Source organism: Pseudomonas violetae (assembly GCF_023072615.1).
In the GTDB taxonomy this organism is placed as follows: domain Bacteria; phylum Pseudomonadota; class Gammaproteobacteria; order Pseudomonadales; family Pseudomonadaceae; genus Aquipseudomonas; species Aquipseudomonas violetae.
The window spans coordinates 1-24573 of sequence record NZ_JAKNRW010000048.1 but is presented as its reverse complement, the minus strand read 5'-3'; the positions used below and the strand labels follow the sequence as shown (position 1 = coordinate 24573).

The following is a 24573-nucleotide window of genomic DNA, read 5'->3' as shown; positions in this document are numbered from 1 at the left end:
ACTATGCCTTATACCCTCAGCGACCTTTGCGAATACCGCGAAGAGATTCGCAAAAGCCGCTTCATCACCCTGGCCGCCTCCATCAGCAGCCCTGCGGACGCCCAGGCGTTCATCGAGCAGCACAGCGACCTGAATGCCACGCACAACTGCTGGGCATGGAAACTCGGCGATCAATACCGCAGCACCGACGACGGCGAACCCGGCGGCACGGCCGGCCGACCGATCCTGGCGGCAATCGATGCCCAAGATTGCGATCAGGTCGTAGTTTTAGTGATTCGCTGGTACGGCGGCATTCAACTCGGCACTGGCGGCCTTGCCCGGGCTTACGGCGGTGGTGCCAACAAGTGCCTGCAGGCGGCACCGAAAATCGAACTGATCAGCCGGGTGCCGGTGAGTTGTGCGTGCGGCTTTGCCGAGCTGGCGCTGGTGAAGATTCGGGTGGCGGAACTGGGTGGGCTGGTGGTGCAGGAGACGTTTACGGGGAACGGGGTGGATTTGCAGTTGGCTGTGGGTGAGAGTCAGATTGATGCCCTGCAGACATTGTTGGCGGATCTGAGCCGTGGGCGCATTTTGTTGCACCGATAGAAAACCAAAAGATCGCAGCCTTCGGCAGCGCCTATACCGGCTGCGATCTTTTAGGGCGTCACCAAATTCCCGAACAACCAACAATTGCCCACATCTACTGTGCACCCGCCTGTGGATAACCTGAGCACATACGGCTGTAACCCTTCTGTCATGCGGCTTTGCGCGCTTTGTTCATTTTTCGTCCAACACCCCGGACAACAACTTCAAATATTCATAAAAACAAACAGTTAGCCCCGTTTATGTCCTTTGGAAGAAAGCAACTCAGTGCTTATGCCCGGTGTTCGGGCTTGCGCACAAATACTGTGGAGCAAGCTGTGGATAACCCGTTCATTCCTGCCGCGACCCCATATCCTGTATGGGTTGCGGTCGACTGATCGATTTTTAACCAGATGCCGATGCGCGAAATCACAGCGTGATCAATGGCTTTGCCCCTAAGTGGTGCCAGGATGGGCAGGCGCTGCCGATCAGGCATTGAATCAAGGGCCTTTGTTTCAGGACGTTTTGAATTTTCCTGACTCAATGGCCAGGAAATTGCTTTATCCACAGGCATAACTTCAATCGACCGAGCCTGTCATGCCTATCCAAGCGCCGATCCCTGATCGCACACCGCGTCTGCAACTGCGCAGAATCACCAAGCGCTACCCCGGTTGCCTGGCCAATGATGCTATTGACCTGACTATCGCACCTGGCGAGATCCATGCACTGCTGGGTGAAAACGGTGCTGGTAAAAGCACCCTGATGAAGATCATCTACGGCGTCACCCAAGCGGATACCGGGGAAATGATCTGGCAGGGTCAGCAGGTGGTCATGCGCAACCCGGGTCAGGCCCGCGAGCTGGGGATCGGCATGGTGTTCCAGCACTTCTCGCTGTTCGAAACCCTGAGCGTGGCGCAGAACATTGCCCTGGCGATGGGTGGCGCCAGTGGCACACCCAAACAGCTCGAACCGAAAATTCGTGAAGTGTCACGGCGTTATGGCATGGCACTGGAACCGGAACGCCTGGTTCATAGCCTGTCGATCGGCGAGCGCCAGCGGGTAGAGATCATTCGCTGCCTGATGCAGGACATCAAACTGCTGATTCTCGATGAGCCCACATCAGTGTTGACGCCCCAGGAAGCCGACGATTTGTTCGTGACCTTGCGGCGACTGGCTGCCGAAGGTTGCAGCGTTCTGTTTATCAGCCACAAGCTGGGCGAGGTTCGCGCGTTGTGCCACAGCGCCACGGTATTGCGCGGCGGTCGAGTGGCAGGGCATTGCATTCCGGCCGAATGCTCGGACCAGCAACTCGCACGGCTGATGGTCGGGGAAGCGGCCGAGCTGATGACGGACTATCCGAAAGTGGAAGGTGGGGACGTCTTCCTCGACGTGAGCGGTCTGTCATGGACCAACCCTGATCCGTTTGGCTGCTCGCTCAAAGACCTTGACCTTGCCGTACGCTGCGGCGAAATAGTCGGTATCGCGGGAGTCGCGGGCAACGGCCAGGATGAATTGCTGGCATTGCTCAGCGGTGAGGAACGCCTAAGGCGCAGTGACCGCGACATCATCCGTTTCAGCGCCCAACCCGTCGCCCATTTACGCCCCGATGCGCGGCGCAAACTCGGCCTGGCCTTTGTCCCCGCCGAGCGCCTGGGGCATGGCGCGGTGCCAGACCTCAGCCTGGCCGATAATGCCCTGCTTACCGCCTTCCAGCAGGGACTGGTGAGCAACGGCCTGATCCAGCGCGGCAAGGTCGAAGCCCTGGCTGAAGAGATCATCCGCCGCTTCGGGGTAAAAACACCTGATACCCAGACGCCAGCGCGCAGCCTGTCCGGCGGCAACCTGCAAAAATTTATCCTTGGCCGGGAAATCCTTCAGCGGCCGAAGTTGCTGGTGGCCGCCCACCCAACCTGGGGTGTCGACGTGGGTGCGGCGGCGGTCATCCACCGGGCGCTGATCAACTTGCGCGATGCCGGCGCGGCGATCCTGGTGATCTCCGAAGATCTCGACGAATTGTTCCAGATCAGCGACCGCCTTGGCGCGCTGTGCGGCGGTCGCCTGTCGCCACTCAGGCCCACCGCCGACACTCGCCTGATCGACGTCGGCGGCTGGATGGCCGGCCAGTTCGACGCTTCCAGTTCACCCGCACCGGCGACGGTTTAACGGAGTCTATTCATGCTGCTTTCTCTCGAACCCCGTGGCCGACAATCACGCCTGATGCTGTGGTGCTCGCCGCTACTGGCGGCAGTTCTCACGCTGGGCTGCGGCTCGTTGTTGTTTATCGCACTGGGGCACGACCCGCTCCTGACACTGCACACGCTGCTGATTGCGCCTGTGAGCGATCTGTATGGAGTCTCTGAATTACTGGTCAAGGCGCTGCCAATCCTGCTCTGTGCCCTGGGCCTGGCCGTGGCGTACCAGGCGCGGATCTGGAACATCGGCGCCGAAGGTCAATTGCTCCTCGGCGCGTTGGCGGGCAGCGCCCTGGCGGTGAACATCATCGGCATGCAAAGTCGTTGGGCGCTGGTGCTGATACTGCTGACCGGCACGCTGGCCGGCGCCGCATGGGCGGGTTTGACGGCATGGCTGCGTACGCGCTTCAACGCCAACGAAATCCTCACCAGCATCATGCTCAATTACATCGCCCTGAACCTGTTGCTGTTCTGCGTACACGGGCCGCTCAAGGACCCGGCAGGTTTCAATTTCCCGGAGTCGGCGATGTTTGGCGACGCCAGCCGCTTGCCGCTGTTGATGGAGGACGGTCGGGTTCACGCCGGCGTGTACTTCGCCCTGCTGGCCCTGGTGGCGGTGTGGGTGCTGCTGCAGAAGAGCTTCGTCGGCTTTCAGATCAAGGTCCTCGGGCTGGATACCCGGGCTGCCGGTTTTGTCGGCTTCCGTGAGAAACGCCTGATCTGGCTGGCACTTTTGATCAGCGGCGGCTTGGCCGGGCTGGCTGGCGTTTGCGAAGTCACCGGGCCGATCGGCCAACTGGTGCCGCAGGTCTCGCCGGGGTACGGCTACGCGGCGATCACCGTGGCTTTTCTTGGGCGCCTGAATCCTCTGGGCATTCTATTTGCCAGCCTGCTGATGGCCCTGCTGTACATCGGCGGCGAGAGCGCACAAATGAGCATGAATCTGCCGCAGGCGATCACCCAGCTGTTCCAGGGAATGATGCTGTTTTTCCTGCTCGCCAGTGACGTGCTGATCCTCTACCGACCGCGCCTGAACCTGCGCTGGGCCCGTCGCGCCCCCGCCACTGCCGTACACGCTGGAGCCCTGTGATGGACATCGATCTACTGAGCAATATTTTCTACGCCATGATCCGCTGCGGCACGCCGTTGCTACTGGTAGCGCTGGGTGAACTGATCTGTGAAAAGAGCGGCGTACTCAACCTGGGCCAGGAAGGGATGATGCTGTTTGGCGCGGTGATCGGCTTTATCGTCGCGCTCAACAGCGGGAACCTCTGGCTCGGTGTGGTGCTGGCGATGCTCGCGGGAATGTTGTTGTCGTCACTGTTTGCCGTGGTCGCGCTGGTTTTCAATGCCAACCAGGTGGCCACCGGGTTGGCGCTGACGATATTCGGCGTGGGCCTGTCGACCTTTGTCGGCGCCGCGTGGGTGGGTAAACCCCTGGCCGGATTTGAGCCAGTGGCGATTCCGTACCTCAGTGAGATTCCACTGATCGGGCGCATGCTGTTCGCCCAGGACCTGCTGGTGTACCTCTCGTTTGCGCTGTTCGGCCTGGTGACGTGGGTGATTATGAAAAGTCGCGTCGGGCTGATCATTCAGGCCGTCGGCGAAAACCCCGATGCCGCTAGCGCCATGGGCCTGCCAGTACTGGGCGTGCGCACCCTGGCAGTGTTGTTCGGCGGGGCAATGGCTGGGCTGGCCGGGGCTTATCTGTCGCTGGCCTACACGCCGATGTGGGCCGAAAACATGAGCGCCGGACGCGGCTGGATTGCCCTGGCGCTGGTGGTGTTTTCCAGCTGGAGGGTGTGGCGCCTGTTGCTGGGCGCCTATCTGTTCGGTCTCGCCAGCATTTTGCACCTGGTGGCTCAGGGGTTGGGGCTGGCGATTCCGTCAAGCCTGCTGGCGATGCTGCCGTATATCGCAACTATCGTGGTGCTGGTGCTGCTATCCCGAGACGCGGTGCGCACGCGGCTGTATGCGCCGCTGTCGTTGGGACAGCCTTGGCAGGCTGGGCGTTAGGGGTGTCTGTCAGGGCCTCTTCGCGAGCAAGCCCGCTCCCACAGGGTTTGTGTGCCGACCGACAATATCGAGTTCAACTCGGCCATTGTGGGAGCGGGCTTGCTCGCGAAGGGGCCAGCACTGGCAACACCTGAGCCACGCCCCACGCCAATTCAAACACCAGGAAAACCACCAGCAGCGAACTCCCCCCCTGCATCAGGGCAGTCAGCTGCCAGGCCGCAAACAGAAACCGCCCCACCGCGTCATACCGGCCATATATCTGCTGCGGATCACGAATCCGCAGCACCGACCACACGCAAACAATCGACCCCAGCAGATTCGCCATCAACATGTGCATCGGCGCAAACACCGGCAGCTCCCCAGGCAGGTCCAGCGCCTGCATGACCGCCGACATCTGCCCATGCAGCAAGGCGAAACTCCAGGGTGTCACGAAGGCCGCCATCACGATCAGGTCATACCAGGCGCTACCGCGCACCAAACGCCGATACTGAGTCGAAGTCCACATTGTCATTGCTCCATAAATTCAGGGAGCAACAAGGCTAAAGCCTGGAGTATGCTCAAGGGTCAAGCCCCTATCGAGAGCCCAGGATGCGCATCGGTGAATTAGCCCTGGCCAGCTCGGTCAGCCGCGATACGCTGCGGTTTTACGAACAGCGCGGACTGATCACCGCGCAACGCAGCGCCAATGGCTACCGCAACTATCCGGCAGAAATGGTGCAGTTGGTGCAATACATCAAAACGGCCCAGCGACTGGGCTTCACCCTCGGCGAGATCGGCGACAGCGTTACCGCCCTGTGGCAGTCTCCCAATCCGGACAGCGCCGTCACTCAATTACTGCAACACAAGCTCAAACTGATCGAAGCGCGCATGGCCGAACTCGGCGAATTGCGTCACGAGTTGCAGCAACGACTCGGGCAGCGTTGTCCATTAAATCCGTGATCCTCATTCATCAAGGAAGCCACTCATGTCCAAGGCAAAAACCGCACTCATCATTGGCGCCTCCCGGGGCCTCGGGCTAGGCCTGGTGAAAACCTTGCTGGCCGATGGCTGGCAGGTCACCGCTACCGTGCGCAACCCTCAGAATGCCGACGCCTTGCAGGCCCTGGACAATGTGCGCATCGAAAAGCTCGACATGGACGATCAGCAAGCCGTGATCGCCCTGAGCCAAAAGCTCAAGGGCGAACTGTTCGACCTGTTATTCGTCAACGCCGGGGTCAAGGGCCCGGACGTGCAAACGCCCGGTGGCGCAACGCTGGCCGAAGTCGGGCAATTGTTCTTCACCAACGCCGTGGCGCCGATCAATCTGGCCCAACGATTTGTCGGACAGATCCAGCCAGACACCGGCGTGCTAGCGTTCATGAGCTCGGTGCTGGGCAGCGTGACCATGCCGGACGCACCCGAGTTGGCCTTGTACAAAGCCAGTAAAGCCGCGCTCAACTCCATGACCAACAGCTTTGTCACGCAATTGGGGGAGCAAAAGCTCACAGTGTTGTCACTGCACCCCGGCTGGGTGAAGACGGACATGGGCGGTGAAGGTGCTGACATCGACGTGAAGACCAGTACCCGCGGGTTAGTGGATCAGGTCAATGCGTACGCGGACAAGGGTGGACACCATTTCGTCAACTACAAAGGCGAAACCATTCCCTGGTGAGCACTTCCTTTGGCCACCGGCCGGCTCTGCAGGAGCCGGCTTGCCGGCGACGACATCTGCTCGGCATTACTGAAGCACCGAGGCGCCTGCATCGCCAGCACGCTGGCTCCTACAAAGGGTACGCGTAGGCCCACGCGGGGGGTGAGCGCCAGCGTCCGGTCGGGCCGGGCTTGCTCACCGGGCGGTTTTGTTTGAAACTGCGCACCTCGTCCCCGCGGCGACCCTGGATCAGCAGACAGGGTAATCACTGAGCTGGCTAACCTGAACCCAACTTTCAGAGGAGCCGGCCAACATGCCTGCGACCCGTACCTGGTTAAAAAACCCCCTCGCCATTTTCACGGCCAATGACCTCGACGCCCGTGGCGGCCTGGTGGTGCAAGACGGCGTGATCGTCGAACTGCTCGCCGCTGGTCAGCAACCCGCTACCCCCTGCGATCAGGTATTCGATGCCCGCGAGCATGTGATCCTCCCGGGGCTGATCAACACCCACCATCACTTCTACCAGACCCTGACCCGCGCCTGGGCGCCGGTGGTCAACCAACCGTTGTTCCCGTGGCTGAAAACCTTGTATCCGGTATGGGCCCGTCTCACCCCGGAAAAACTTGCACTCGCAACCAAAGTCGCCCTCGCCGAGTTACTGCTGTCCGGTTGCACCACGGCGGCCGATCACCACTACCTGTTCCCCGAAGGTCTGGAAAACGCGATCGACGTGCAAGTCGAGAGCGTGCGTGAACTGGGCATGCGGGCAATGCTCACCCGCGGCTCCATGAGCCTTGGGGAAAAAGACGGGGGCCTGCCGCCGCAACAAACGGTCCAACAAGGCGAAGTAATCCTCGATGACAGCCAGCGGTTGATTGCCGCCTACCACGAACGGGGCGACGGCGCGCAAATCCAGATCGCACTGGCGCCCTGCTCACCGTTTTCGGTGACGCCGCAAATCATGTCCGCCAGCGCCGAACTGGCCCACAAACTCGATGTGCGCCTGCACACACACCTGGCCGAAACCCTGGACGAAGAAGACTTCTGCCTGCAACGTTTCGGCCTGCGTACCGTCGATTACCTCGACAGCGTCGGCTGGCTCGGCCCGCGCACCTGGCTGGCCCACGGCATTCACTTCAACCCGGATGAAATCACCCGCCTCGGCGCTGCAGGCACCGGGATCTGTCATTGCCCGAGCTCGAACATGCGCCTGGCCTCGGGCATATGCCCGACCCTGGAACTGACTGCTGCCGGCGCTTTGCTCGGCCTGGGTGTGGACGGTTCGGCATCAAATGATGCCTCGAACATGATGCTGGAAACCCGCCAGGCCCTTTACATTCAGCGCCTGCGCTACGGCGCTGAGAAAATCACTCCGGAACTGGTGCTGGGCTGGGCGACGAAGGGTTCGGCGAGTTTGCTGGGGCGCACCGACATTGGCGAACTGGCGGTCGGCAAGCAGGCCGACCTGGCGCTGTTCAAGCTGGATGAACTGCGCTTCTCCGGCAGCCATGATCCGGTTTCAGCCTTGCTGTTATGCGGCGCAGATCGCGCGGATCGGGTGATGATAGGCGGTAAATGGCGGGTCATCGACGGGCAGGTGGAGGGACTGGATCTGAAGGGCTTAATCGCGGATCACAGCCAGGCGGCCCGGCAGTTGATTGCCGGGACCTGACTTGCCTGCAATGCTTTTACAGGCCTAGCAGCGACAACATGATAAAGGTCGCAAACAGCACAAAGTGGGTCATCCCTTCGATGGCATTGGTTTCGCCATCGTTGAGGTTGATGGCGCTGACGATCAGGGTTAGGAAGATCATTAACGTCTGCACCGGGGTCATCGCCATCTGAAACGGCTGCCCGGTGTATAGCGCCATCGCCTCCATCACCGGCACAGTGAGAATCACCGTCGACAACGAAGCGCCCATGGCGATGTTGACCACCGACTGCATGCGATTGGCCAGTGCCGCGCGCAATGCCGTCAGAATCTCCGGCGCCGCAGAAATCGCCGCCACCAGGATCGCCGTGATCACCGGTGGTGCTCCCGTTCCTTCAAGGCCCAGGTTGACGGTCTTGGACATCACCTCAGCCAGCGCGCCGATCACCACCACGCCAAACACCAGGGTGCCAATGGAAACGGCCAGATTCACTGGTGCCGGTTCTATTTTTACCGGTTCCTTGCGACGACGCTTTTCCGGGTAGCTGTAGCTGAAGAAGTAACTGTGCGGCCCGACCTGCATGCGCAAGAACAACGCATACAGCACCACCATAGCGCCAATGGTGAAGCCCGAATAAATCTTCCAGTTGGCCTCGGGAATAAACTCCGGAACCACCATCGACACGCCCATGGCGGTGAGAATCATCACGCTGTAGCTGCGTGCCGAATCGTCGTTGTAGGACTGCTCGCCGTGCTTGATCCCACCCATTAACGCAGCCAGGCCGAGGATGCCGTTGATATCGAGCATCACCGCCGAGTAGATAGTGTCGCGCACCAGGGTGGGTGAAGCTTCGTTACTCATCATGATCGCCAGGATCACCACTTCCACCAGCACGGCGGCCAGCGTCAGAATCATGGTGCCGTAGGGGTCGCCGACTTTTTCCGCGAGCAATTCGGCATGATGCGCGACTCGCATGGAAGCGACGACGATGAAGGCGATCAGTACCAGCCCACCGATCAGCGCCACCATTTGGCCGCTGTGCAGCAGCCAGTGCTCCAGCGGATAGGCGACAAATGCGGCGATCAGAGCCAGCAGCAGAAACTTTTCTTGCTTGATGAGTGTGAGCATTGCGGGCCTTCTACCGAGTGAAGCGCAGTTGATGTGATGAGCTACTGACTACGGTGCGGCGCTAACGTTTCGTTACACCTTAGCGCACCAGCGGATGGCGGCTCGGCCAGACAGTGCACTTTTATTGGCCAAGCCGGCCTCTTCGCGAGCAAGCCCGCACACACATTGGAATGCATTCCCCCTGTGGGAGCGGGCTTGCTCGCGAAGGCTTCACATCGGTTTTGGAGATGTTGTCCTGTTGGTCAGCAATTTGCATTGCCCTCTGCCAACCTCACAACAACATGGAGTTCCAATTCATGCACAACCGTCCGTTGAAGAAACTGCTTTGCGCCGTCGCCGCAGCCATCGGTCTGAGCGCCAGCCTGACCGCCACTGCCGCCGAACCGCTGAAAGTCGGTTTCGTCTACATCGGCCCGATCGGGGACCACGGCTGGACGTATCAGCATGAGCAGGGACGCAAGGCGTTGGCTGAAAAATTCGGCGACCAGATCACCACCAACTACGTGGAAAACGTCCCCGAAGGCGCCGACGCCGAGCGGGTGATCCGCAACATGGCCAAGGACAAATACGACCTGATATTCAGCACGTCCTTCGGCTACATGAACCCTACCCTGAAGGTGGCAAAACAATTTCCCACAGTGACCTTCGAACACGCCACGGGCTACAAACAGGACAAAAACCTCGGCACTTACCTGGCGCGCACTTATGAAGGTCGCTATGTCGGCGGCTTCCTCGCAGCCAAAATGACCAAGAGCAAAAAAATCGGCTACGTCGCCTCCTTCCCGATCCCGGAGGTGATCCGCGACATCAACGCCATCCAGCTGGCACTGAACAAGTACAACCCCGGCACCGAGATCAAAGTGGTATGGGTCAATTCCTGGTTCGATCCGGGCAAGGAAGCGGACGCCGCCAATGCGCTGATTGATCAGGGCGTGGACGTGGTGTTCCAGCACACCGACAGCCCAGCACCGATCCAGGCTGCCGAACGTCGCGGTGTGTATGCCGTCGGCTACGCTTCGGACATGGCGCATTTCGGCCCGAAAGCAGTGCTGACTTCCATCGTCAACGACTGGGGCCCGCACTATATCCAGGCGACGCAGAGCGTGCTCGATCACTCGTGGAAATCCCAGGATTATTGGGGGGGCCTGAAGGAAGGCACTGTTGAACTGCCGATCAGCGACCTGGTGCCCGCGCCGGTGAAAGCCCAAGCCGAGCAGATTATTGCTGACATCAAGAGCGGCGCGTTCCACCCGTTTACCGGGCCGATCAAGGATCAGACCGGTGCCGAGAAAATCCCGGCGGGCGTAACCGCGACGAATGCCGAACTGGCTTCGATGAACTATTACGTGGAAGGCATGAAGGCTGACATACCAAAGTAACTCCCTACCCCTTGTGGGAGCGGGCTTGCTCGCGAAAGCGGCACTGCCTTCGGTATTGATGTTGGCTAATACACCGCATTCGCGAGCAAGCCCGCCTCCACTTTGGATCTCTATTGCTCATCAGCCAGCGCATTCTTCAGGACAATCGCATGAACAGCCTCCCAATAATCGACATCGCCCCGCTCTACAGCGACAACGCAGCCGCCTGGCAATCAGTCGCCATGGACATCGACCTCGCCTGCCGCGAATGGGGTTTTTTCTATATCAAGGGCCACCCGATCAGTCCCGAACGCATTGACGCCGTACTCGACCAGGCGAGGCATTTCTTCGCCCTGCCCAGCGCCACAAAACTGCAGATCGACATCACCCAGACCCGCCACCACCGAGGTTATGGCGCCATCGCCACTGAACAACTCGACCCCTCGAAACCCAGCGACCTGAAAGAAACCTTCGACATGGGTCTGCACCTGCCAGCCGATCACCCAGAAGTGCTGGCAGAAAAACCGCTGCGCGGTCCCAATCGCCATCCATCGATCCCCGGATGGGAAGCGCTGATGGAGCAGCATTACCTCGAGATGCAGGCCCTTGCCCAGACCTTGCTGCGGGCCATGACCCTGGCGTTGAACATCGAGTCCGACTTCTTTGACTCGCGCTTCAGCCAGCCCGTCAGCGTGCTGCGGATGATCCATTACCCGCCACGCCACACCGCCAGTTCTGAAGAACAGCAAGGCGCCGGCGCCCATACCGATTATGGCTGTATCACCCTGCTCTACCAGGATGTCGCCGGCGGCCTGCAGGTGCGCAACGTCAAGGGCGAGTGGATCGACGCTCCGCCCATCGAAGGTACCTTCGTAGTCAACCTCGGTGACATGATGGCGCGCTGGAGCAACGACCGGTACCTGTCGACGCCCCACCGGGTGATCAGCCCGCTGGGCGCGGACCGTTACTCGATGCCCTTCTTCGCCGAACCGCACCCCGACACCCCTATTGCCTGTTTGCCCGGCTGTCAGGACGAGCAACATCCGGCGAAGTACCCAGCCACCACCTGTGCCGAGTTTCTGCTCTCGCGATTCGCCGATACCTATGCCTATCGCCGCGAACCTCAGGCAGTGTGATAAACCGCCTGGTCAGGTTTTACCAATTGTGGCAGCGAGCATCTGTAGAATGCTCGCCATCTGCACCTGATGAGAAAAGAATATGTACGACTGGCTGAACGCCCTGCCCAAGGCAGAACTGCACCTGCACCTCGAAGGTTCGCTGGAGCCCGAGCTGCTGTTCGCCCTGGCCGAACGCAACAAGATCGCCCTGCCGTGGAGCGATGTGGAAACCCTGCGCAAGGCGTACGCCTTCAACAACCTGCAAGAGTTTCTCGACCTGTATTACCAGGGTGCTGACGTGTTGCGCACCTCGCAGGATTTCTACGACCTGACCTGGGCCTACCTGTTGCGCTGCAAGGCGCAGAACGTGATTCACACCGAACCGTTCTTCGACCCGCAAACCCACACCGATCGTGGCGTACCCTTTGAAGTGGTGCTCAATGGCATCGCCGCCGCGTTGAAAGATGGCGAGCAGCAGTTGGGCATTACCAGCGGGTTGATCCTGAGTTTCCTACGCCACCTGAGCGAAGAACAAGCGCAGCAAACTCTGGATCAGGCCCTGCCGTTTCGCGATGCGTTTGTCGCTGTAGGGCTGGACAGCTCCGAGATGGGTCACCCTCCGAGCAAGTTTCAGCGAGTGTTCGACCGGGCTCGTCATGAAGGTTTCCTGACCGTTGCCCACGCCGGTGAGGAAGGTCCGCCGGAGTACATCTGGGAAGCCATCGACCTGCTGAAAATTCAGCGCATCGACCATGGTGTGCGCGCCATCGAAGACGAGCGCCTGATGCAACGGATCATTGACGAGCAGATTCCGCTGACCGTTTGCCCGCTGTCCAACACCAAGCTTTGCGTATTCGATCACATGTCCCAGCACAACATTCTGGACATGCTGGAACGCGGGGTGAAGGTTACGGTGAACTCCGATGATCCGGCGTATTTCGGCGGATACGTGACGGAGAACTTCCATGCCCTGCATACCCATTTGGGCATGACCCAGGATCAAGCCAAGCGGCTGGCGCAGAACAGCCTGGATGCACGGTTGGTCAAGCCGTAATCGCAGGTAAGCCTCACTCCCGGGAGTGAGGCTTGCCCGCGCACACTTATATCGCCATTTCCAGCTCTGCCTCACGGGCAAACGCATTGATCTGCCTCTGTCCCGCCACCGTCACTTGCAAGACCGGTGAATCGTTGGGCAGGCTCAGCCATCCTGATTGCATGAACAACTGCAGCAAGGCCGCACCCAGCGGCCCACCCAAGTGCGGGCGTCTTTCGCTCCAATCGGGGCAGGCGCAGGTGACTTGACCGTTGCGATGGGCCAGCGCCTGGATGAACACTCCGCGCGCTGCCAACTGCGTGGCGCCTTTATGGGTAACGGACACCCGCTGCTCGCATTGCTCGATCCATCCTGCATCCACCAGGCGCTGATAAAGATCGGCCGCCAAAGTCCCTCCCAGATGCTCATCGCACAGCCGTGCACGCAACAACGGCGAAGGGGCAGGTTGGGCTGTGGGCACAGGTGCCGTGCGTTTGAAGGTATCCGGAATTTTCCCGGGAGTGCTGGCCAGTGTCGCACTGGCCAAGGCCTGGACCGCCGCGCCGACTTCTGGGGCGGCTAGACGGAAGAATCGTTTGCGACCGCGATTTTCGACTTTCAACAGACCTCCCGCAGACAGCCGTCCAAGGTGGGCATTGGCAGAAGACGCTGACAGCCCCGCCAGTAATGCCAGGTCTTCGGCCTGGCGGGCCGAACCATCCATCAAGGCCCACATCATTGCGCTGCGCTTTGGGTCAGCCAGCAAGGTGGCAATCTGGCTGATGCAAGGTGCATGTTCCATGTATTCACTCCTTGTTGAATCGTTTCGTCGTCTGCTCAGCGGTATCTTGACCCGCAATGTTCCCCCGGCCAAGGCGCTGCAAACGCCCTAAAGCGGACAAATACAGGCATCACGTACCGCAACGCTTTGCTCAACCAACTCGACCGTGGAGTTGAGTATAAAGTCAAACGCTGCGCACCCATGGCGGCCGTCAGTATAAGCCCGTTGAGCACTGCCTCCGGCCCTCCGGTAAAGCAACGGAGGTGATAGTTCCTGAAGGAAATTTCTCTATTTTCGAGCGATAAATGCTCTGCTTCTCATAATCCGGGAAATTGCCTGCTCAATTGCGCGCATCGACTGGCGAGCATTTCCCGCAAGAGGTTCACAGGCTTACTCAGTTGTGCGCGATGAGCGCACAACAAATTCAGAGAAGCGCGCTCGCAAGTCAGTTCCGGCATGAGGATCTTCAACCGGCCTGCCATGATATCCGCAGCAACATCCAGCCAGGATTTATAGGCAATGCCCGCTCCCGCCACGGCCCACAAACGCACCACATCGGCATCGTCACTGAAACGATCACCGCTGACGGTCAGGCCGACATCACGTTTGCCGTCATGGAAACCCCAGTGGTCGTGGACGCGGCTGCCGAGCATGTAAAGCAGGCAATTGTGCTGAGCCAGTTGCTCGAGTTGCCGTGGCTCCCCGTGTCTGGCCAGGTAACTCGGCGCCGCACACAGCACGCGGCGGTTTTGCGGGGCAATGGGCAGCGCCACCAGGCTTGAGTCCTCCGGCTCACCGTAGCGCAGGGCGATATCCACCGGCTGGCGGAACAGATCGGCGATACGGTCACCCAGCAGCAGGCGCACCGTGAGTTTGGGATGCTCGCGTTGAAAATCGTCCAGCCAGGGTAACAAAACGTTCCGGCCAAAGTCCGAGGGCGCCGACAGTTGCAGCACTCCGCTGACCTGATCCTGTCCACTGGCCAGCAGGCGGCGGCCTTCTTCGATATTGCTTAATGCCGCCCGGGCGTACTCGAGGAAACCTTCGCCCTCGGCGGTCAGGCGCAGGCTGCGGGTTGAACGGGCTAGCAAGCGGGCGCCAAGCTGGTGCTCGATTCGCTTCAACGCCGCGCTGGCCACTGCGGCTGACATGTCCATCCCCCGGGCGGCCGCAGAAAGGCTCCCCAGGTCGGCGGCGCGAACGAATAATTGCAGGTCATCAAAACGCAGCATGTAGCAGCCTATTATCAAAAAAATATTGAAAGAGACTGCTCTTTTAGCGGGTTTTATCTTCGGTAGAAATAGCCAATCATCTCCCCATCGAAATCATCCCGCCTTTTGGAGTACTCCATGAAAGCCATTGCCTACTACGCTTCCCTGCCAATCAGCGACGCCAGCTCCCTGCAAGACATCGAACTGCCGGAACCAGTCGCCGGCCCCCGGGACTTGTTGGTCGAAGTCAAAGCGATTTCGGTCAACCCGGTGGACACCAAGGTGAGGCAAAACGCCCCGCCACAAAAGGGCGAGGCGAAAGTACTGGGTTGGGACGTGGCGGGCGTGGTCAAGGCGGTGGGCAGTGAAGTAACACTGTTCAAGAGCGGCGATAAGGTGTTCTACGCTGGCTCAATCGCCCGGGCGGGCGGCAACAGCGAAATGCACGTGGTAGATGAGCGCATTGTCGGCCACATGCCGAAAACCCTCGGCTTTGCCGAAGCCGCAGCCCTGCCACTGACAGCCATCACCGCCTGGGAATTGCTCTTCGAGCGCCTGCAGGTGCGCGAAGGCCAATCCGCCGAAGGTCAAAGCCTGCTGATTGTGGGGGCGGCCGGGGGCGTCGGCTCGATCCTCACCCAACTGGCCAGCCAACTGACCGGGTTGCAGGTCATAGGCAGTGCTTCTCGCCCGCAAACCCAAGCCTGGGTACGTGAGCTGGGCGCTGACCTGGTAATCGATCACAGCCAACCGCTCAGCGAAGAACTCAAGCGCGCGGGCGTTGCAAACGTCACCCACGTTGCCAGCCTGACCCAGACTGACCAGCATCTGGATCAACTGGTCGAGGCCCTGGCGCCTCAAGGCAAACTGGCACTGATCGATGATCCGAAGTCGCTGGACATCACCAAGCTCAAGCGCAAGAGCCTGTCGCTGCACTGGGAGTTCATGTACACCCGCTCGCTGTTCGAAACCGCCGACATGATCGAGCAACACAAATTGCTGAACCGCGTGGCCCAACTGATCGACGCCGGCACGCTGAAAACCACGGTTGGCGAACACTTCGGGACCATCAACGCGGCGAATCTGCGACGCGCCCACGAGTTGCTGGAAAGCGGTAGATCCAAAGGCAAAATTGTTCTGGAAGGTTTCTAGAAAAAAACTGTGACGGTGTCGTCCACACAGGATCGACACCGTCAGTCAGAGAGTTGACCCTTGTCACAATTGCGACCCGGATCAGGTCTACAATCCGGACCTCTGCAAGGCAAATCTTTTACTTATAGGAGGTCAGCAATGAAGATCCTGATAAAAGAAGTGGCCCGATCCCAGTGGCAAGTCTGCCTGGATCAACACGCCGTGACATTCCGCAGCGAAGCCGAAGCGCGCGCCTTTACTCGAATCCTGGAAGCGCGGTTGCAAGCGCCTCATCATTTTCCCGACCAACAGCAGCGTGCTGCCGGCTGAGTTCGGCGTCAAACCTGGGCTTGCACCAGCGCCCGGGCATTTTGCAAACGACGGGTGAGCATTGCGACGCTCACCACCAAAATCCCGCACAGGCTGATAACCAGAGCCATCGGCATGGCTGTGCCGTCGTACCAAATACCCACCAGGGACGCAGCCCCGGCGGCGACACTGAATTGCAGGCAACCGAGCAGTGCCGACGCACTGCCGGCGCGGGCGCCCTGGCCGTTCATCGCGCAGGCCGACGCATTGGGCAGGATGCACCCCAGGCTTGCGATGCAAATGAACAACGGAATCAGCAGCGGCCACAGTTTTTCGGTGTGCAGCGCACTGACGGCGAGCAGCGCCAGGCCTGCCGCCAGGTAAACCCATACCGCGCGTGCTAGAAGGAACGCCGGCCCACGCTTGGCCAGCAGCCGGGCGTTGATCTGGGCGACCAGAATGAACCCCGCCGCGTTGGTGCCGAACAACCAGCCAAAATGCTCGGCCGGCACTCCGTAGAGTTTGATGAAGACAAAAGGCGAGCCGGCGATGTAGGCAAACATCCCGGCGATGGCGATACCGCCGGTCAGGGCGTGGCCGAGGAATACCCGGTCTGCAAGCAGCCGGCCGTACTGCCGCAACGAGCCCGACAGCGGCTGACGCGGCACATGGGCAGGCATGCTTTCCGGTAATCCCAGTGCCACGGCCACTGCCGCCAGTGCACTGAAACCGGTCAACACCAGGAAGATCGACTGCCAGCCCGTGGTATTGACCAGCAACCCGCCCAGCATTGGCGCAAGAATCGGCGCCAGCCCCATGACCAGCATCAGCTGGGAAAAGACTTTGGCCGAGTCCACTGCATCGCATTTATCGCTGACGATCGCCCGGGAGATCACCATCCCTGCACAGCCCCCCAGCGCCTGGACGAATCGCGCGCCGATCAGCCACTCGAGATTTGGCGCAAAGGCGCAGGCCAATGATGCGGCGGTGAACAGCACCACGCCAGTGAGCAATGGCACCCGCCGGCCGAAACGGTCGGCAATCGGACCGTAGACCAATTGACCGATCGACAGCCCCAGAAAATACGCAGCCAGCGTCACTTGAACATGTTGTTCATCGGTGCCGAAAGCTAGCGCCATAGCCGGAAAGGCAGGCAGGTAAAAGTCGATCGCCAGCGGCGCAAACGCGCTCAGGGCGCCGAGGATTAAAATTGTACGGAAGTTCATCAGGCATCCAGTTGGACAGAGGTCAGCAGCCCCACAGTCTAGCCGCGCATGGACGCCTTGAACATTCCGATAGGTCGCTAACTAATAAAACGCTCAGGCGACCTTCGCTTCATAGCCTGCTTCAGTGATGGCGGCGAGCAACTCTTCAGTCGACAGGCTGCTCTCGACTCCGACTTCCTTGGCGGTCAGATCGACTCGCACGCTGGCGGCAGGATCCTTGGCTTGCAACGCCTGGGTAATGGCCTTGACGCAATGGCCGCAGGACATGCCTTGAACATTGAACACTTGCATGGGTTGACTCCTGTTGATGAGGTTGAGACCAGTCTTGACCTTGCCACAATGGCAAGGTCAAGTTCTGAAGTGAACGGCCGGGCTGGCAATCGCCGCCGCGCTCGGCCAAGCTGCGAGTATCAATGACTTCAACATCAGGAGATTCAGCCATGCGCGGGTCAGCTCTCACCCTGTTTGGCTTCCTTGGCCTCTTCGCGGCCCTGCCTTCGGCCAACGCTGCCGGGGAGGACTACGGGGTACTGATTATTTCCCGCGAGCGCCTGGAAGTGTCGACCAACTGTGAAATCGGCGTGTACCTGCAGGACCAGTTGTCCGCACGGCTGTTCCAGGAGCAGAGCACTTCATTCAACTTGCCTCCGGGCAAGGTCTCCCTGCGCCTGAAGCTGCTGCCGGGCCAGGCCCCGGGGTGCAATCCAGGCATGCTCGCACCGGGTTCGCAAACCATCACGCTCAAGGCTGGGGACGTGCTGAAGTTCCGGATTGCGATGTCGCAGGAAGGCATGTACCTCAAACCTGCGGCGCTGAACTACTGAGCGCTCACGACCTGCACAAGCCAATTCCTGTGGGAGATTCCATGTGGATGACCGACCGCGTCCACTGTATCGAGCAAACTCTACCCCTACAGAGTGAAGAGCAGGGTGCTATTGGCGCTTGACCTTGCCAGCATGGCAAGGTTGATCCTGTAGGCATCCACTACAGGGAGCGTGACCATGAGCGAGACCACTACGTTCGACTTGCCTATTGCCGGCATGACCTGCGCCAGCTGTGCCGGGCGGGTTGAGCGTGCCTTGAGCAAAGTCCGGGGCGCCAGCGCCGTCAGCGTCAACCTGGCCACTGAACAGGCCCGGGTACAGGCGCCCGGCGACAGTTTGCCGGCCCTGATGGACGCCGTGCACCAGGCCGGGTACAGCGTGCCGCAGCAAAACCTGGAGCTGAGCATCGATGGAATGACGTGCGCCTCCTGCGTCGGTCGCGTCGAACGGGCGCTGGCCAAGGTGCCAGGGGTGAAGAGCGTCAGCGTCAACCTGGCCAACGAGCGTGCGCATCTCGAACTGCTGGGCCTGGTCGCCCCGCAAATCCTCATCGAGGCCGTCAGCAAGGCAGGCTACTCGGCCAGCGTCTGGGAAGTCGAACACTCCTCTACCGACAATCAACAACAACGCCTGCACCGCGAACGCTGGATCGTGATCCTGGCCATCGTCCTGGCCTTGCCGCTGGTGTTGCCGATGCTGCTGCAGCCGTTCGGTGTGCACTGGATGCTCCCGGCGTGGGCGCAATTCGCCTTGGCCACACCCGTGCAGTTCATCTTTGGTGCACGCTTTTATGTAGCCGCCTGGAAGGCCGTCCGCGCAGGCGCAGGCAATATGGATCTGCTGGTCGCCCTGGGCACCAGTGCCGGTTACGGCCTGAGTATTTATGAATGGGTCACTGCTGCCGGACGCATGCCGCACCTGTATTTCGAGGCTTCAGCGGTGGTGATCGCCTTGGTACTGCTAGGCAAATACCTCGAAAGCCGCGCCAAGCGCCAGACCGCCAGCGCCATTCGCGCCTTGGAGGCCCTGCGCCCGGAGCGAGCGATTCAGGTGGTTGATGGCCGCGAACAGGACGTCGCTATCAGCGCCTTGCGCCTGGGTGACCTGGTGCTGGTCAAACCCGGAGAACGCTTTCCAGTGGACGGCGAAGTGGTCGAAGGCCAAAGCCATGCGGACGAAGCACTGATCAGTGGCGAAAGCCTACCTGTGCCCAAGCAACCCGGCGACAAGGTCACCGGCGGCGCGATCAACGGCGAGGGCCGGCTGTTGGTGCGCACCCAGGCACTGGGCGCGGAAACCGTACTGGCGCGCATCATTCGTCTGGTGGAAGACGCCCAGGCGGCAAAGGCCCCTATCCAGAAGCTGGTGGATAAGGTCAGCCAGGTCTTCGTCCCCTCCGTGCTACTGATCGCACTGGCAACGCTGGTAGGCTGGTGGATTTACGGTGCGCCCATTGAAACGGCACTGATCAACGCCGTTGCCGTGCTCGTGATCGCCTGCCCTTGCGCCCTTGGCCTGGCCACTCCCACGGCAATCATGGCCGGTACCGGGGTCGCGGCACGCTACGGGATCCTGATCAAGGATGCCGAGGCGCTGGAACGCGCTCATGAAGTCAGCGCCGTGGTGTTCGACAAGACTGGCACGCTAACTTCGGGTGCTCCGCGAATCGCTCACTTGAGCGCTGTCGAGGGCGATGAAGATGCGCTGCTGCAACAAGCCGGCGCCTTGCAGCGAGGCAGCGAGCACCCCTTGGCCAAAGCGGTGCTGGATGCTTGCGTCGATCGCGGGCTGATCGTCGCCGATGTCACCGACAGCCAGTCCCTGACCGGGCGTGGAATCGCCGGCACGCTTGAAGGGCGGCGCCTGGCCCTGGGTAATCGACGCCTGCTGGAAGAGACCGGCTTGCAGGCTGGCTCCCTGGCGGACTCGGCCAGCGCCTGGGAAACCGAAGGCCGGACGCTGTCATGGCTGATTGAGCAAAGCCCCGAGCCGCAGGTGCTGGGCCTGTTCGCCTTTGGTGACACCCTCAAACCGGGTGCACTGCAGGCCGTGCAACAACTTGCCGCGCGCCATATCAGCAGCCACCTGCTGACCGGTGATAATCGCGGCAGCGCCAAAGTGGTCGCCGACGCGCTGGGCATCCAGGATGTCCACGCCGAAGTGCTGCCCGCCGACAAAGCCGCAACCGTCGCCGAGCTGAAGAAGACGGGCGTCGTGGCCATGGTCGGCGATGGCATCAATGACGCCCCGGCCCTGGCCGCCGCCGACATCGGCATTGCCATGGGCGGTGGCACCGACGTGGCGATGCACGCGGCCGGTATCACCCTGATGCGTGGTGATCCGAGACTGGTGCCTGCGGCACTGGAAATCAGCCGCAAGACCTACGCCAAGATCCGGCAGAACCTGTTCTGGGCCTTCGTCTACAACCTGGTCGGCATTCCCCTGGCAGCCTTCGGTTTCCTCAACCCGGTGCTGGCGGGCGCAGCGATGGCATTGTCGAGCGTCAGCGTGGTCAGCAATGCGCTACTGTTGAAAGCCTGGAAACCCAAGGACCTGGAGGACAACCGATGAACATCGGCCAAGCAGCCCGCCAATGTGGCCTGAGCGCCAAGATGATCCGTTACTACGAATCCATCGGCCTGCTCAAAGCCGCCCATCGCACTGACAGCGGCTACCGCGTGTATGGCGACGATGACCTGCACACGCTGGCATTCATCAAGCGTTCCCGAGACCTGGGGTTTTCTCTGGACGAGGTCGGCAAGCTGCTGACCCTCTGGCAGGATCGCCAACGCGCCAGCGCCGATGTAAAAGCCCTGGCGCGCCAGCATATCGATGAGCTCAACCAGAAGATTCGCGAGCTTGGCCAACTGCGCGACACGCTGCAGGACCTGGTGGAGCACTGCCAGGGCGACCATCGGCCCGATTGCCCGATCCTCAAGAACCTGGAGTCGGGCTGCTGCGCTGAGCCTGCCCATCAAACAACGAGACCGCGAGCCCCCCTGTAGGAGCGAGCCCCACCCTGTAGGAGCGAGCTTGCTCGCGAAAAACCAGAGGGCGTCGCGGGGTATCAGTTGCCCCGCGTCATCGTTGACGACCATCGCGAGCAAGCTCGCTCCTACACGTGTCTAAGACGCTGCGGGGTATCAACTGTCCCGCGTCATCGTTAACGACCATCGCGGGCAAGCCTTGCGCCCACAGGGTAGGGTGCACAAAAAAACCCGGCCGAAGCCGGGTTTTTCATCAACCAACTACTGCATCCAGGGCGGAGGCGGTTCTTCGGTCTTGTTCGGTACCGCGTCATCTGCCGCGCGCACCGCCTGCTTGCGCTCTTCATCCAGGCGTGCCGCCTCGATCTCGCGCATGATGCCGCCAACGTCGGCCAACTCTTCCGGCTCGTCGAACTCACCCGTCAGGATACTGGCCGGGTGCAAGGTGCCGGCTTCGTACAACGCCCACATCTCCTTGGCGAACCTGGTCGTCTTCAACTCCGGGGCAAACCGTCCGAAGTACGACGCCATGTTGCCAACGTCCCGCTCCAGCATGTTGAACGCGTGGTTGTTACCCGCCGCGTCCACTGCCTGAGGCAAGTCGATAATCACGGGGCCAGTCGGGGTCAACAGTACGTTGAACTCGGACAGGTCACCGTGCACCAGGCCGGTACACAACATCAGCACGATCTGCGAGATCAGGAACGCGTGGTATTCGCGCGCCTGGTCCGGCTCCAGCACCACGTCGTTCAGACGCGGCGCGGCATCGCCATACTCATCGGCCACCAGTTCCATCAGCAGTACGCCTTCGAGGAAGTCGTACGGTTTGGGAACCCGAACGCCAGCACCGGCCAGACGAAACAGAGCCGCCACTTCAGCGTTCTGCCAGGCGTCCTCGGTTTCTTTCTTGCCGAACTTCGAGCCTTTGGCCATGGCCCGGGCCTGACGGCTGTTGCGCACCTTGCGGCCTTCCTGGTATTCGGCCGCCTGACGAAAACTACGTTTATTCGCCTCCTTGTAGACCTTCGCGCAACGTAACTCGTTGCCGCAGCGCACCACATAAACAGCTGCTTCTTTACCACTCATGAGTGGGCGCAGCACCTCGTCGACCAGACCGTCCTCGATCAGGGGTTCAATGCGTTTTGGAGTCTTCATCAGCTTTTATTGTGGGTCCTTTATTACCAAACACGCGAAAGTCATTCGTTATACGGCAATCCACTCGCCGGTGGGAGGGGTTGCCGACCTATGAACGCTGCTATCTGCCTAAAGATGCACACAATGTGCCGATTCTGCGCGGTCAATTTGGCCGCATTCGGAGGATTTTTCAACGGCGCACGGCATTATCAACGCTCGATAATCGCCGTCACGCCCTGCCCGCCCGCGGCGCAGATCGAGATCAGGCCGCGGCCCTTGCCCGCCGCGTCCAGCAGCTTCGCCAAGTTGGCGACGATACGCCCGCCCGTTGCGGCAAAAGGATGCCCCGCCGCCAGGGAGCTGCCTTTGACATTGAGCCGGCTGCGGTCGATGGCGCCCAATGGGGTGTCGAGGCCCAGGCGGGTCTTGCAGTACTCCGGGTCTTCCCAGGCCTTCAGGGTACACAGCACCTGAGCGGCGAAGGCTTCGTGGATTTCGTAATAATCGAAATCCTGCAGCGTCAGGCCGTTGCGCGCGAGCAGGCGTGGCACGGCATACACGGGCGCCATCAGCAGGCCTTCGGCGCCGTTGACGAAATCCACCGCAGCGGTTTCACCGTCACGCCAGTAGGCCAGGATCGGCAACCCGCGTTCCTTGGCCCATTCCTCGCTGCCCAGCAGCACCAGGGACGCGCCATCGGTGAGCGGCGTGGAGTTGCCTGCCGTGAGGGTGCCCTCGGCGCTTTTTTCAAAGGCAGGTTTCAGCGCCGCCAGTTTTTCCAGGGTCAGGTCGGGTCGCAGATTGTTATCGCGGGTGAGCCCGAGGAACGGCGTCATCAGGTCGTTGTGCCAGCCTTCGCTGTATGAAGCGGCGAGGCTGCGATGACTCTCCAGGGCCAGTTGATCCTGGGCTTGCCGAGGAATGTTCCAGGTCTGGGCCATCAATTCGCAGTGCTGCCCCATGGACAAGCCGGTGCGCGGCTCGCCATTGCGCGGGAACTCGGGGATAAGGTGCTGCGGGCGCAACTGCAGGAAGGTTTTTAGCTTGTCGGCGGTGGTCTTGCCGCGATTGGCTTGCAGCAGGATTCGACGCAGCCCTTCACTGACACTGATCGGCGCATCTGAAGTGGTGTCGACGCCACCGGCAATCGCGCAGTCGATCTGGCCCAGGGCAATCTTGTTCGCCACCAGCAACGCCGCTTCCAGCCCGGTGCCGCACGCCTGCTGAATGTCGTAGGCAGGCGTGTGGGGCGACAGGCGCGAACCGAGCACACATTCGCGAGTCAGGTTCATGTCCCGCGACAGCTTGAGTACCGCCCCTGCAACCACCTCGCCGATCCGCTGGCCATGCAGGTTGTAGCGCTCGATCAGCCCTTCGAGCGCTGCGGTGAGCATGGCCTGGTTACTGGCTGTGGCGTAGGGCCCGTTGGAGCGAGCGAAGGGAATACGGTTACCGCCGATGATCGCGACGCGGCGCAGTTGAGTCATGAAAAGCTCCTGATGAAATATTTCAATTCAAACGGCTCCTACAAGGTCAAGCGTAGGCCTTATCTCGTGGATCGAACGACTGATCGCCATTCATGGTCCACACTTTGAACCCCAGCCACCGGAGTGCGTTCCATGTCTGACCGCTATATCGACTTCGCCAATTCATCCATCGGCCATCGCTTGGTTGGTGCCATGGGCCTTCCGTCGCCGGTTCGCCTGGAGCGCTGGCAAGCTGGCAGGCTACGTCCGGTCGAAGGCGCGCTGCTGATTGGTGGCGGCCCGCTGGCGGAGAAAGTCAGTGCTTTCGCCAACCGCCTGACCGACGCGATTTACGGTTATGGCACCGAACCGTCGGTGGCCACCCCGTGGATTCCCGGGCACGGCCCGAAACTCAAGGCCGTGGTGTTCGATGCCAGTGGCCTGGTGCACACCGATCAGCTCAAGCAGTTGCGCGAATTTTTCCAGCCGCTGATGAAAAACCTCGATCACAGCGCGCACCTGGTCATCCTCGGTCGCTCGCCACAAGGCTTAAGCGACCCGTTTGCCGCCAGCGCCCAGCGGGCCCTGGAGGGGTTCAGCCGGTCCCTGGCCAAGGAACTGCGCAGCGGCGGCACCCTGCAATTAATCTATGTCGGTGAAGGTGCCGAGGATCAGCTGGAAGGTCCGCTGCGGTTTTTCCTCTCGCCAAAAAGCGCGTTCGTCTCCGGCCAAGTCATCCGCCTGACCGCCTGCGACACCCCGGTGACCGACTGGACCCGCCCACTGGCCGGGCGCAAGGCGCTGGTCACCGGCGCG

The 24573-nt window shown here is 60.7% G+C and carries 25 protein-coding genes; 16 read left to right on the top strand and 9 right to left on the bottom strand.

Annotated features, from left to right (window positions below; translation table 11 throughout):
- The first annotated feature begins 3 nt into the window (after positions 1-3).
- Positions 4-585 carry an IMPACT family protein gene (locus L9059_RS28310; protein ID WP_247294271.1) on the top strand — a complete coding sequence of 194 codons (582 nt, stop codon included), beginning with the start codon at positions 4-6 and terminating at the stop codon, positions 583-585.
- 268 nt (positions 586-853) lie between these two features.
- On the opposite strand, the gene L9059_RS28305 is transcribed toward L9059_RS28310, so the two are convergent.
- Positions 854-1135 carry a hypothetical protein gene (locus tag L9059_RS28305; protein WP_247294270.1) on the bottom strand — a complete coding sequence of 94 codons (282 nt, stop codon included), beginning with the start codon at positions 1133-1135 and terminating at the stop codon, positions 854-856.
- 23 nt (positions 1136-1158) lie between these two features.
- On the opposite strand from L9059_RS28305, the gene L9059_RS28300 reads away from it, so the two are divergent.
- Genes L9059_RS28300 through L9059_RS28290 form a run of 3 tightly spaced genes read left to right on the top strand, consistent with a single transcriptional unit; the run spans position 1159 to position 4769 of the window.
- Positions 1159-2724, top strand: coding sequence for an ABC transporter ATP-binding protein (locus L9059_RS28300; protein ID WP_247294269.1), 1566 nt, complete (start codon positions 1159-1161; stop codon positions 2722-2724).
- A gap of 12 nt (positions 2725-2736) precedes the next feature.
- The gene (locus L9059_RS28295) at positions 2737-3843 is read left to right on the top strand and encodes an ABC transporter permease (RefSeq protein ID WP_247294268.1); all 1107 of its coding nucleotides are present in this window, start codon (positions 2737-2739) and stop codon (positions 3841-3843) included.
- On the top strand, positions 3843-4769 hold the full coding sequence (locus tag L9059_RS28290; RefSeq protein ID WP_247294267.1) for an ABC transporter permease: 927 nt from the start codon (positions 3843-3845) through the stop codon (positions 4767-4769). Before L9059_RS28295 ends, L9059_RS28290 begins: the two co-directional genes overlap by 1 nt.
- A gap of 73 nt (positions 4770-4842) precedes the next feature.
- Here L9059_RS28290 and L9059_RS28285 read toward each other — a convergent pair whose 3' ends face one another.
- Positions 4843-5274, bottom strand: a complete 432-nt coding sequence (locus L9059_RS28285) for a hypothetical protein (protein ID WP_247294266.1) — start codon at positions 5272-5274, stop codon at positions 4843-4845.
- A gap of 83 nt (positions 5275-5357) precedes the next feature.
- Here L9059_RS28285 and L9059_RS28280 point away from each other — a divergent pair, with 83 nt between their 5' ends.
- From L9059_RS28280 to L9059_RS28270, 3 genes are all read left to right on the top strand, one after another.
- Positions 5358-5708, top strand: coding sequence for a MerR family transcriptional regulator (locus tag L9059_RS28280; protein ID WP_247294264.1), 351 nt, complete (start codon positions 5358-5360; stop codon positions 5706-5708).
- Positions 5709-5733: 25 nt separating this feature from the next.
- Positions 5734-6420 (top strand): SDR family oxidoreductase, encoded by a 687-nt coding sequence (locus L9059_RS28275; protein WP_247294262.1) that lies wholly within the window; start codon positions 5734-5736, stop codon positions 6418-6420.
- 292 nt (positions 6421-6712) lie between these two features.
- A complete protein-coding gene (locus L9059_RS28270; RefSeq protein ID WP_247294260.1) occupies positions 6713-8071 on the top strand; it encodes an 8-oxoguanine deaminase in 1359 nt (452 codons plus the stop codon).
- Between the two features lie 16 nt (positions 8072-8087).
- On the opposite strand, the gene L9059_RS28265 is transcribed toward L9059_RS28270, so the two are convergent.
- Positions 8088-9179 (bottom strand): calcium:cation antiporter, encoded by a 1092-nt coding sequence (locus tag L9059_RS28265; protein WP_247294258.1) that lies wholly within the window; start codon positions 9177-9179, stop codon positions 8088-8090.
- A 296-nt stretch (positions 9180-9475) separates the two neighbouring features.
- Here L9059_RS28265 and L9059_RS28260 point away from each other — a divergent pair, with 296 nt between their 5' ends.
- From L9059_RS28260 to L9059_RS28250, 3 genes are all read left to right on the top strand, one after another.
- Positions 9476-10558 carry a BMP family ABC transporter substrate-binding protein gene (locus L9059_RS28260; protein ID WP_247294257.1) on the top strand — a complete coding sequence of 361 codons (1083 nt, stop codon included), beginning with the start codon at positions 9476-9478 and terminating at the stop codon, positions 10556-10558.
- A 149-nt stretch (positions 10559-10707) separates the two neighbouring features.
- On the top strand, positions 10708-11673 hold the full coding sequence (locus L9059_RS28255) for a 2-oxoglutarate and iron-dependent oxygenase domain-containing protein (protein ID WP_247294256.1): 966 nt from the start codon (positions 10708-10710) through the stop codon (positions 11671-11673).
- An 82-nt stretch (positions 11674-11755) separates the two neighbouring features.
- Positions 11756-12709: an adenosine deaminase gene (locus L9059_RS28250; protein WP_247294255.1), complete on the top strand. Its 954-nt coding sequence runs from the start codon at positions 11756-11758 to the stop codon at positions 12707-12709.
- A gap of 46 nt (positions 12710-12755) precedes the next feature.
- Here the strand turns inward: L9059_RS28250 and L9059_RS28245 are convergent, their stop codons facing one another.
- Complete coding sequence (locus L9059_RS28245; protein ID WP_247294254.1) at positions 12756-13490, bottom strand: ArsR/SmtB family transcription factor; 735 nt, start codon at positions 13488-13490, stop codon at positions 12756-12758.
- Between the two features lie 296 nt (positions 13491-13786).
- A complete protein-coding gene (locus tag L9059_RS28240; protein WP_247294253.1) occupies positions 13787-14701 on the bottom strand; it encodes a LysR family transcriptional regulator in 915 nt (304 codons plus the stop codon).
- Positions 14702-14818: 117 nt separating this feature from the next.
- Here L9059_RS28240 and L9059_RS28235 point away from each other — a divergent pair, with 117 nt between their 5' ends.
- Positions 14819-15832: a zinc-binding alcohol dehydrogenase family protein gene (locus L9059_RS28235; protein ID WP_247294252.1), complete on the top strand. Its 1014-nt coding sequence runs from the start codon at positions 14819-14821 to the stop codon at positions 15830-15832.
- Positions 15833-15970: 138 nt separating this feature from the next.
- Positions 15971-16141 (top strand): hypothetical protein, encoded by a 171-nt coding sequence (locus L9059_RS28230; protein ID WP_247294251.1) that lies wholly within the window; start codon positions 15971-15973, stop codon positions 16139-16141.
- Positions 16142-16149: 8 nt separating this feature from the next.
- On the opposite strand, the gene L9059_RS28225 is transcribed toward L9059_RS28230, so the two are convergent.
- Complete coding sequence (locus L9059_RS28225; protein WP_247294250.1) at positions 16150-17346, bottom strand: multidrug effflux MFS transporter; 1197 nt, start codon at positions 17344-17346, stop codon at positions 16150-16152.
- Between the two features lie 93 nt (positions 17347-17439).
- Positions 17440-17637 carry a heavy-metal-associated domain-containing protein gene (locus L9059_RS28220; protein ID WP_247294249.1) on the bottom strand — a complete coding sequence of 66 codons (198 nt, stop codon included), beginning with the start codon at positions 17635-17637 and terminating at the stop codon, positions 17440-17442.
- 149 nt (positions 17638-17786) lie between these two features.
- On the opposite strand from L9059_RS28220, the gene L9059_RS28215 reads away from it, so the two are divergent.
- The 3 genes from L9059_RS28215 to cueR all read left to right on the top strand — a co-directional run bounded on the left by L9059_RS28215 (position 17787) and on the right by cueR (position 21175).
- The gene (locus L9059_RS28215; protein ID WP_247294248.1) at positions 17787-18170 is read left to right on the top strand and encodes a hypothetical protein; all 384 of its coding nucleotides are present in this window, start codon (positions 17787-17789) and stop codon (positions 18168-18170) included.
- A gap of 177 nt (positions 18171-18347) precedes the next feature.
- Positions 18348-20741 (top strand): heavy metal translocating P-type ATPase, encoded by a 2394-nt coding sequence (locus L9059_RS28210; RefSeq protein WP_247294246.1) that lies wholly within the window; start codon positions 18348-18350, stop codon positions 20739-20741.
- Positions 20738-21175: a Cu(I)-responsive transcriptional regulator gene (cueR, locus tag L9059_RS28205; RefSeq protein ID WP_247294245.1), complete on the top strand. Its 438-nt coding sequence runs from the start codon at positions 20738-20740 to the stop codon at positions 21173-21175. Before L9059_RS28210 ends, cueR begins: the two co-directional genes overlap by 4 nt.
- Positions 21176-21418: 243 nt before the next feature.
- On the opposite strand, the gene L9059_RS28195 is transcribed toward cueR, so the two are convergent.
- Both L9059_RS28195 and L9059_RS28190 read right to left on the bottom strand, forming a co-directional pair.
- Positions 21419-22312: a PA4780 family RIO1-like protein kinase gene (locus L9059_RS28195; RefSeq protein ID WP_247294244.1), complete on the bottom strand. Its 894-nt coding sequence runs from the start codon at positions 22310-22312 to the stop codon at positions 21419-21421.
- A gap of 188 nt (positions 22313-22500) precedes the next feature.
- The gene (locus tag L9059_RS28190) at positions 22501-23778 is read right to left on the bottom strand and encodes an acetyl-CoA C-acetyltransferase (RefSeq protein WP_247294243.1); all 1278 of its coding nucleotides are present in this window, start codon (positions 23776-23778) and stop codon (positions 22501-22503) included.
- Positions 23779-23910: 132 nt separating this feature from the next.
- On the opposite strand from L9059_RS28190, the gene L9059_RS28185 reads away from it, so the two are divergent.
- Positions 23911-24573: SDR family oxidoreductase (locus L9059_RS28185; RefSeq protein ID WP_486969861.1), on the top strand; the 663-nt coding region annotated here is incomplete at its 3' end.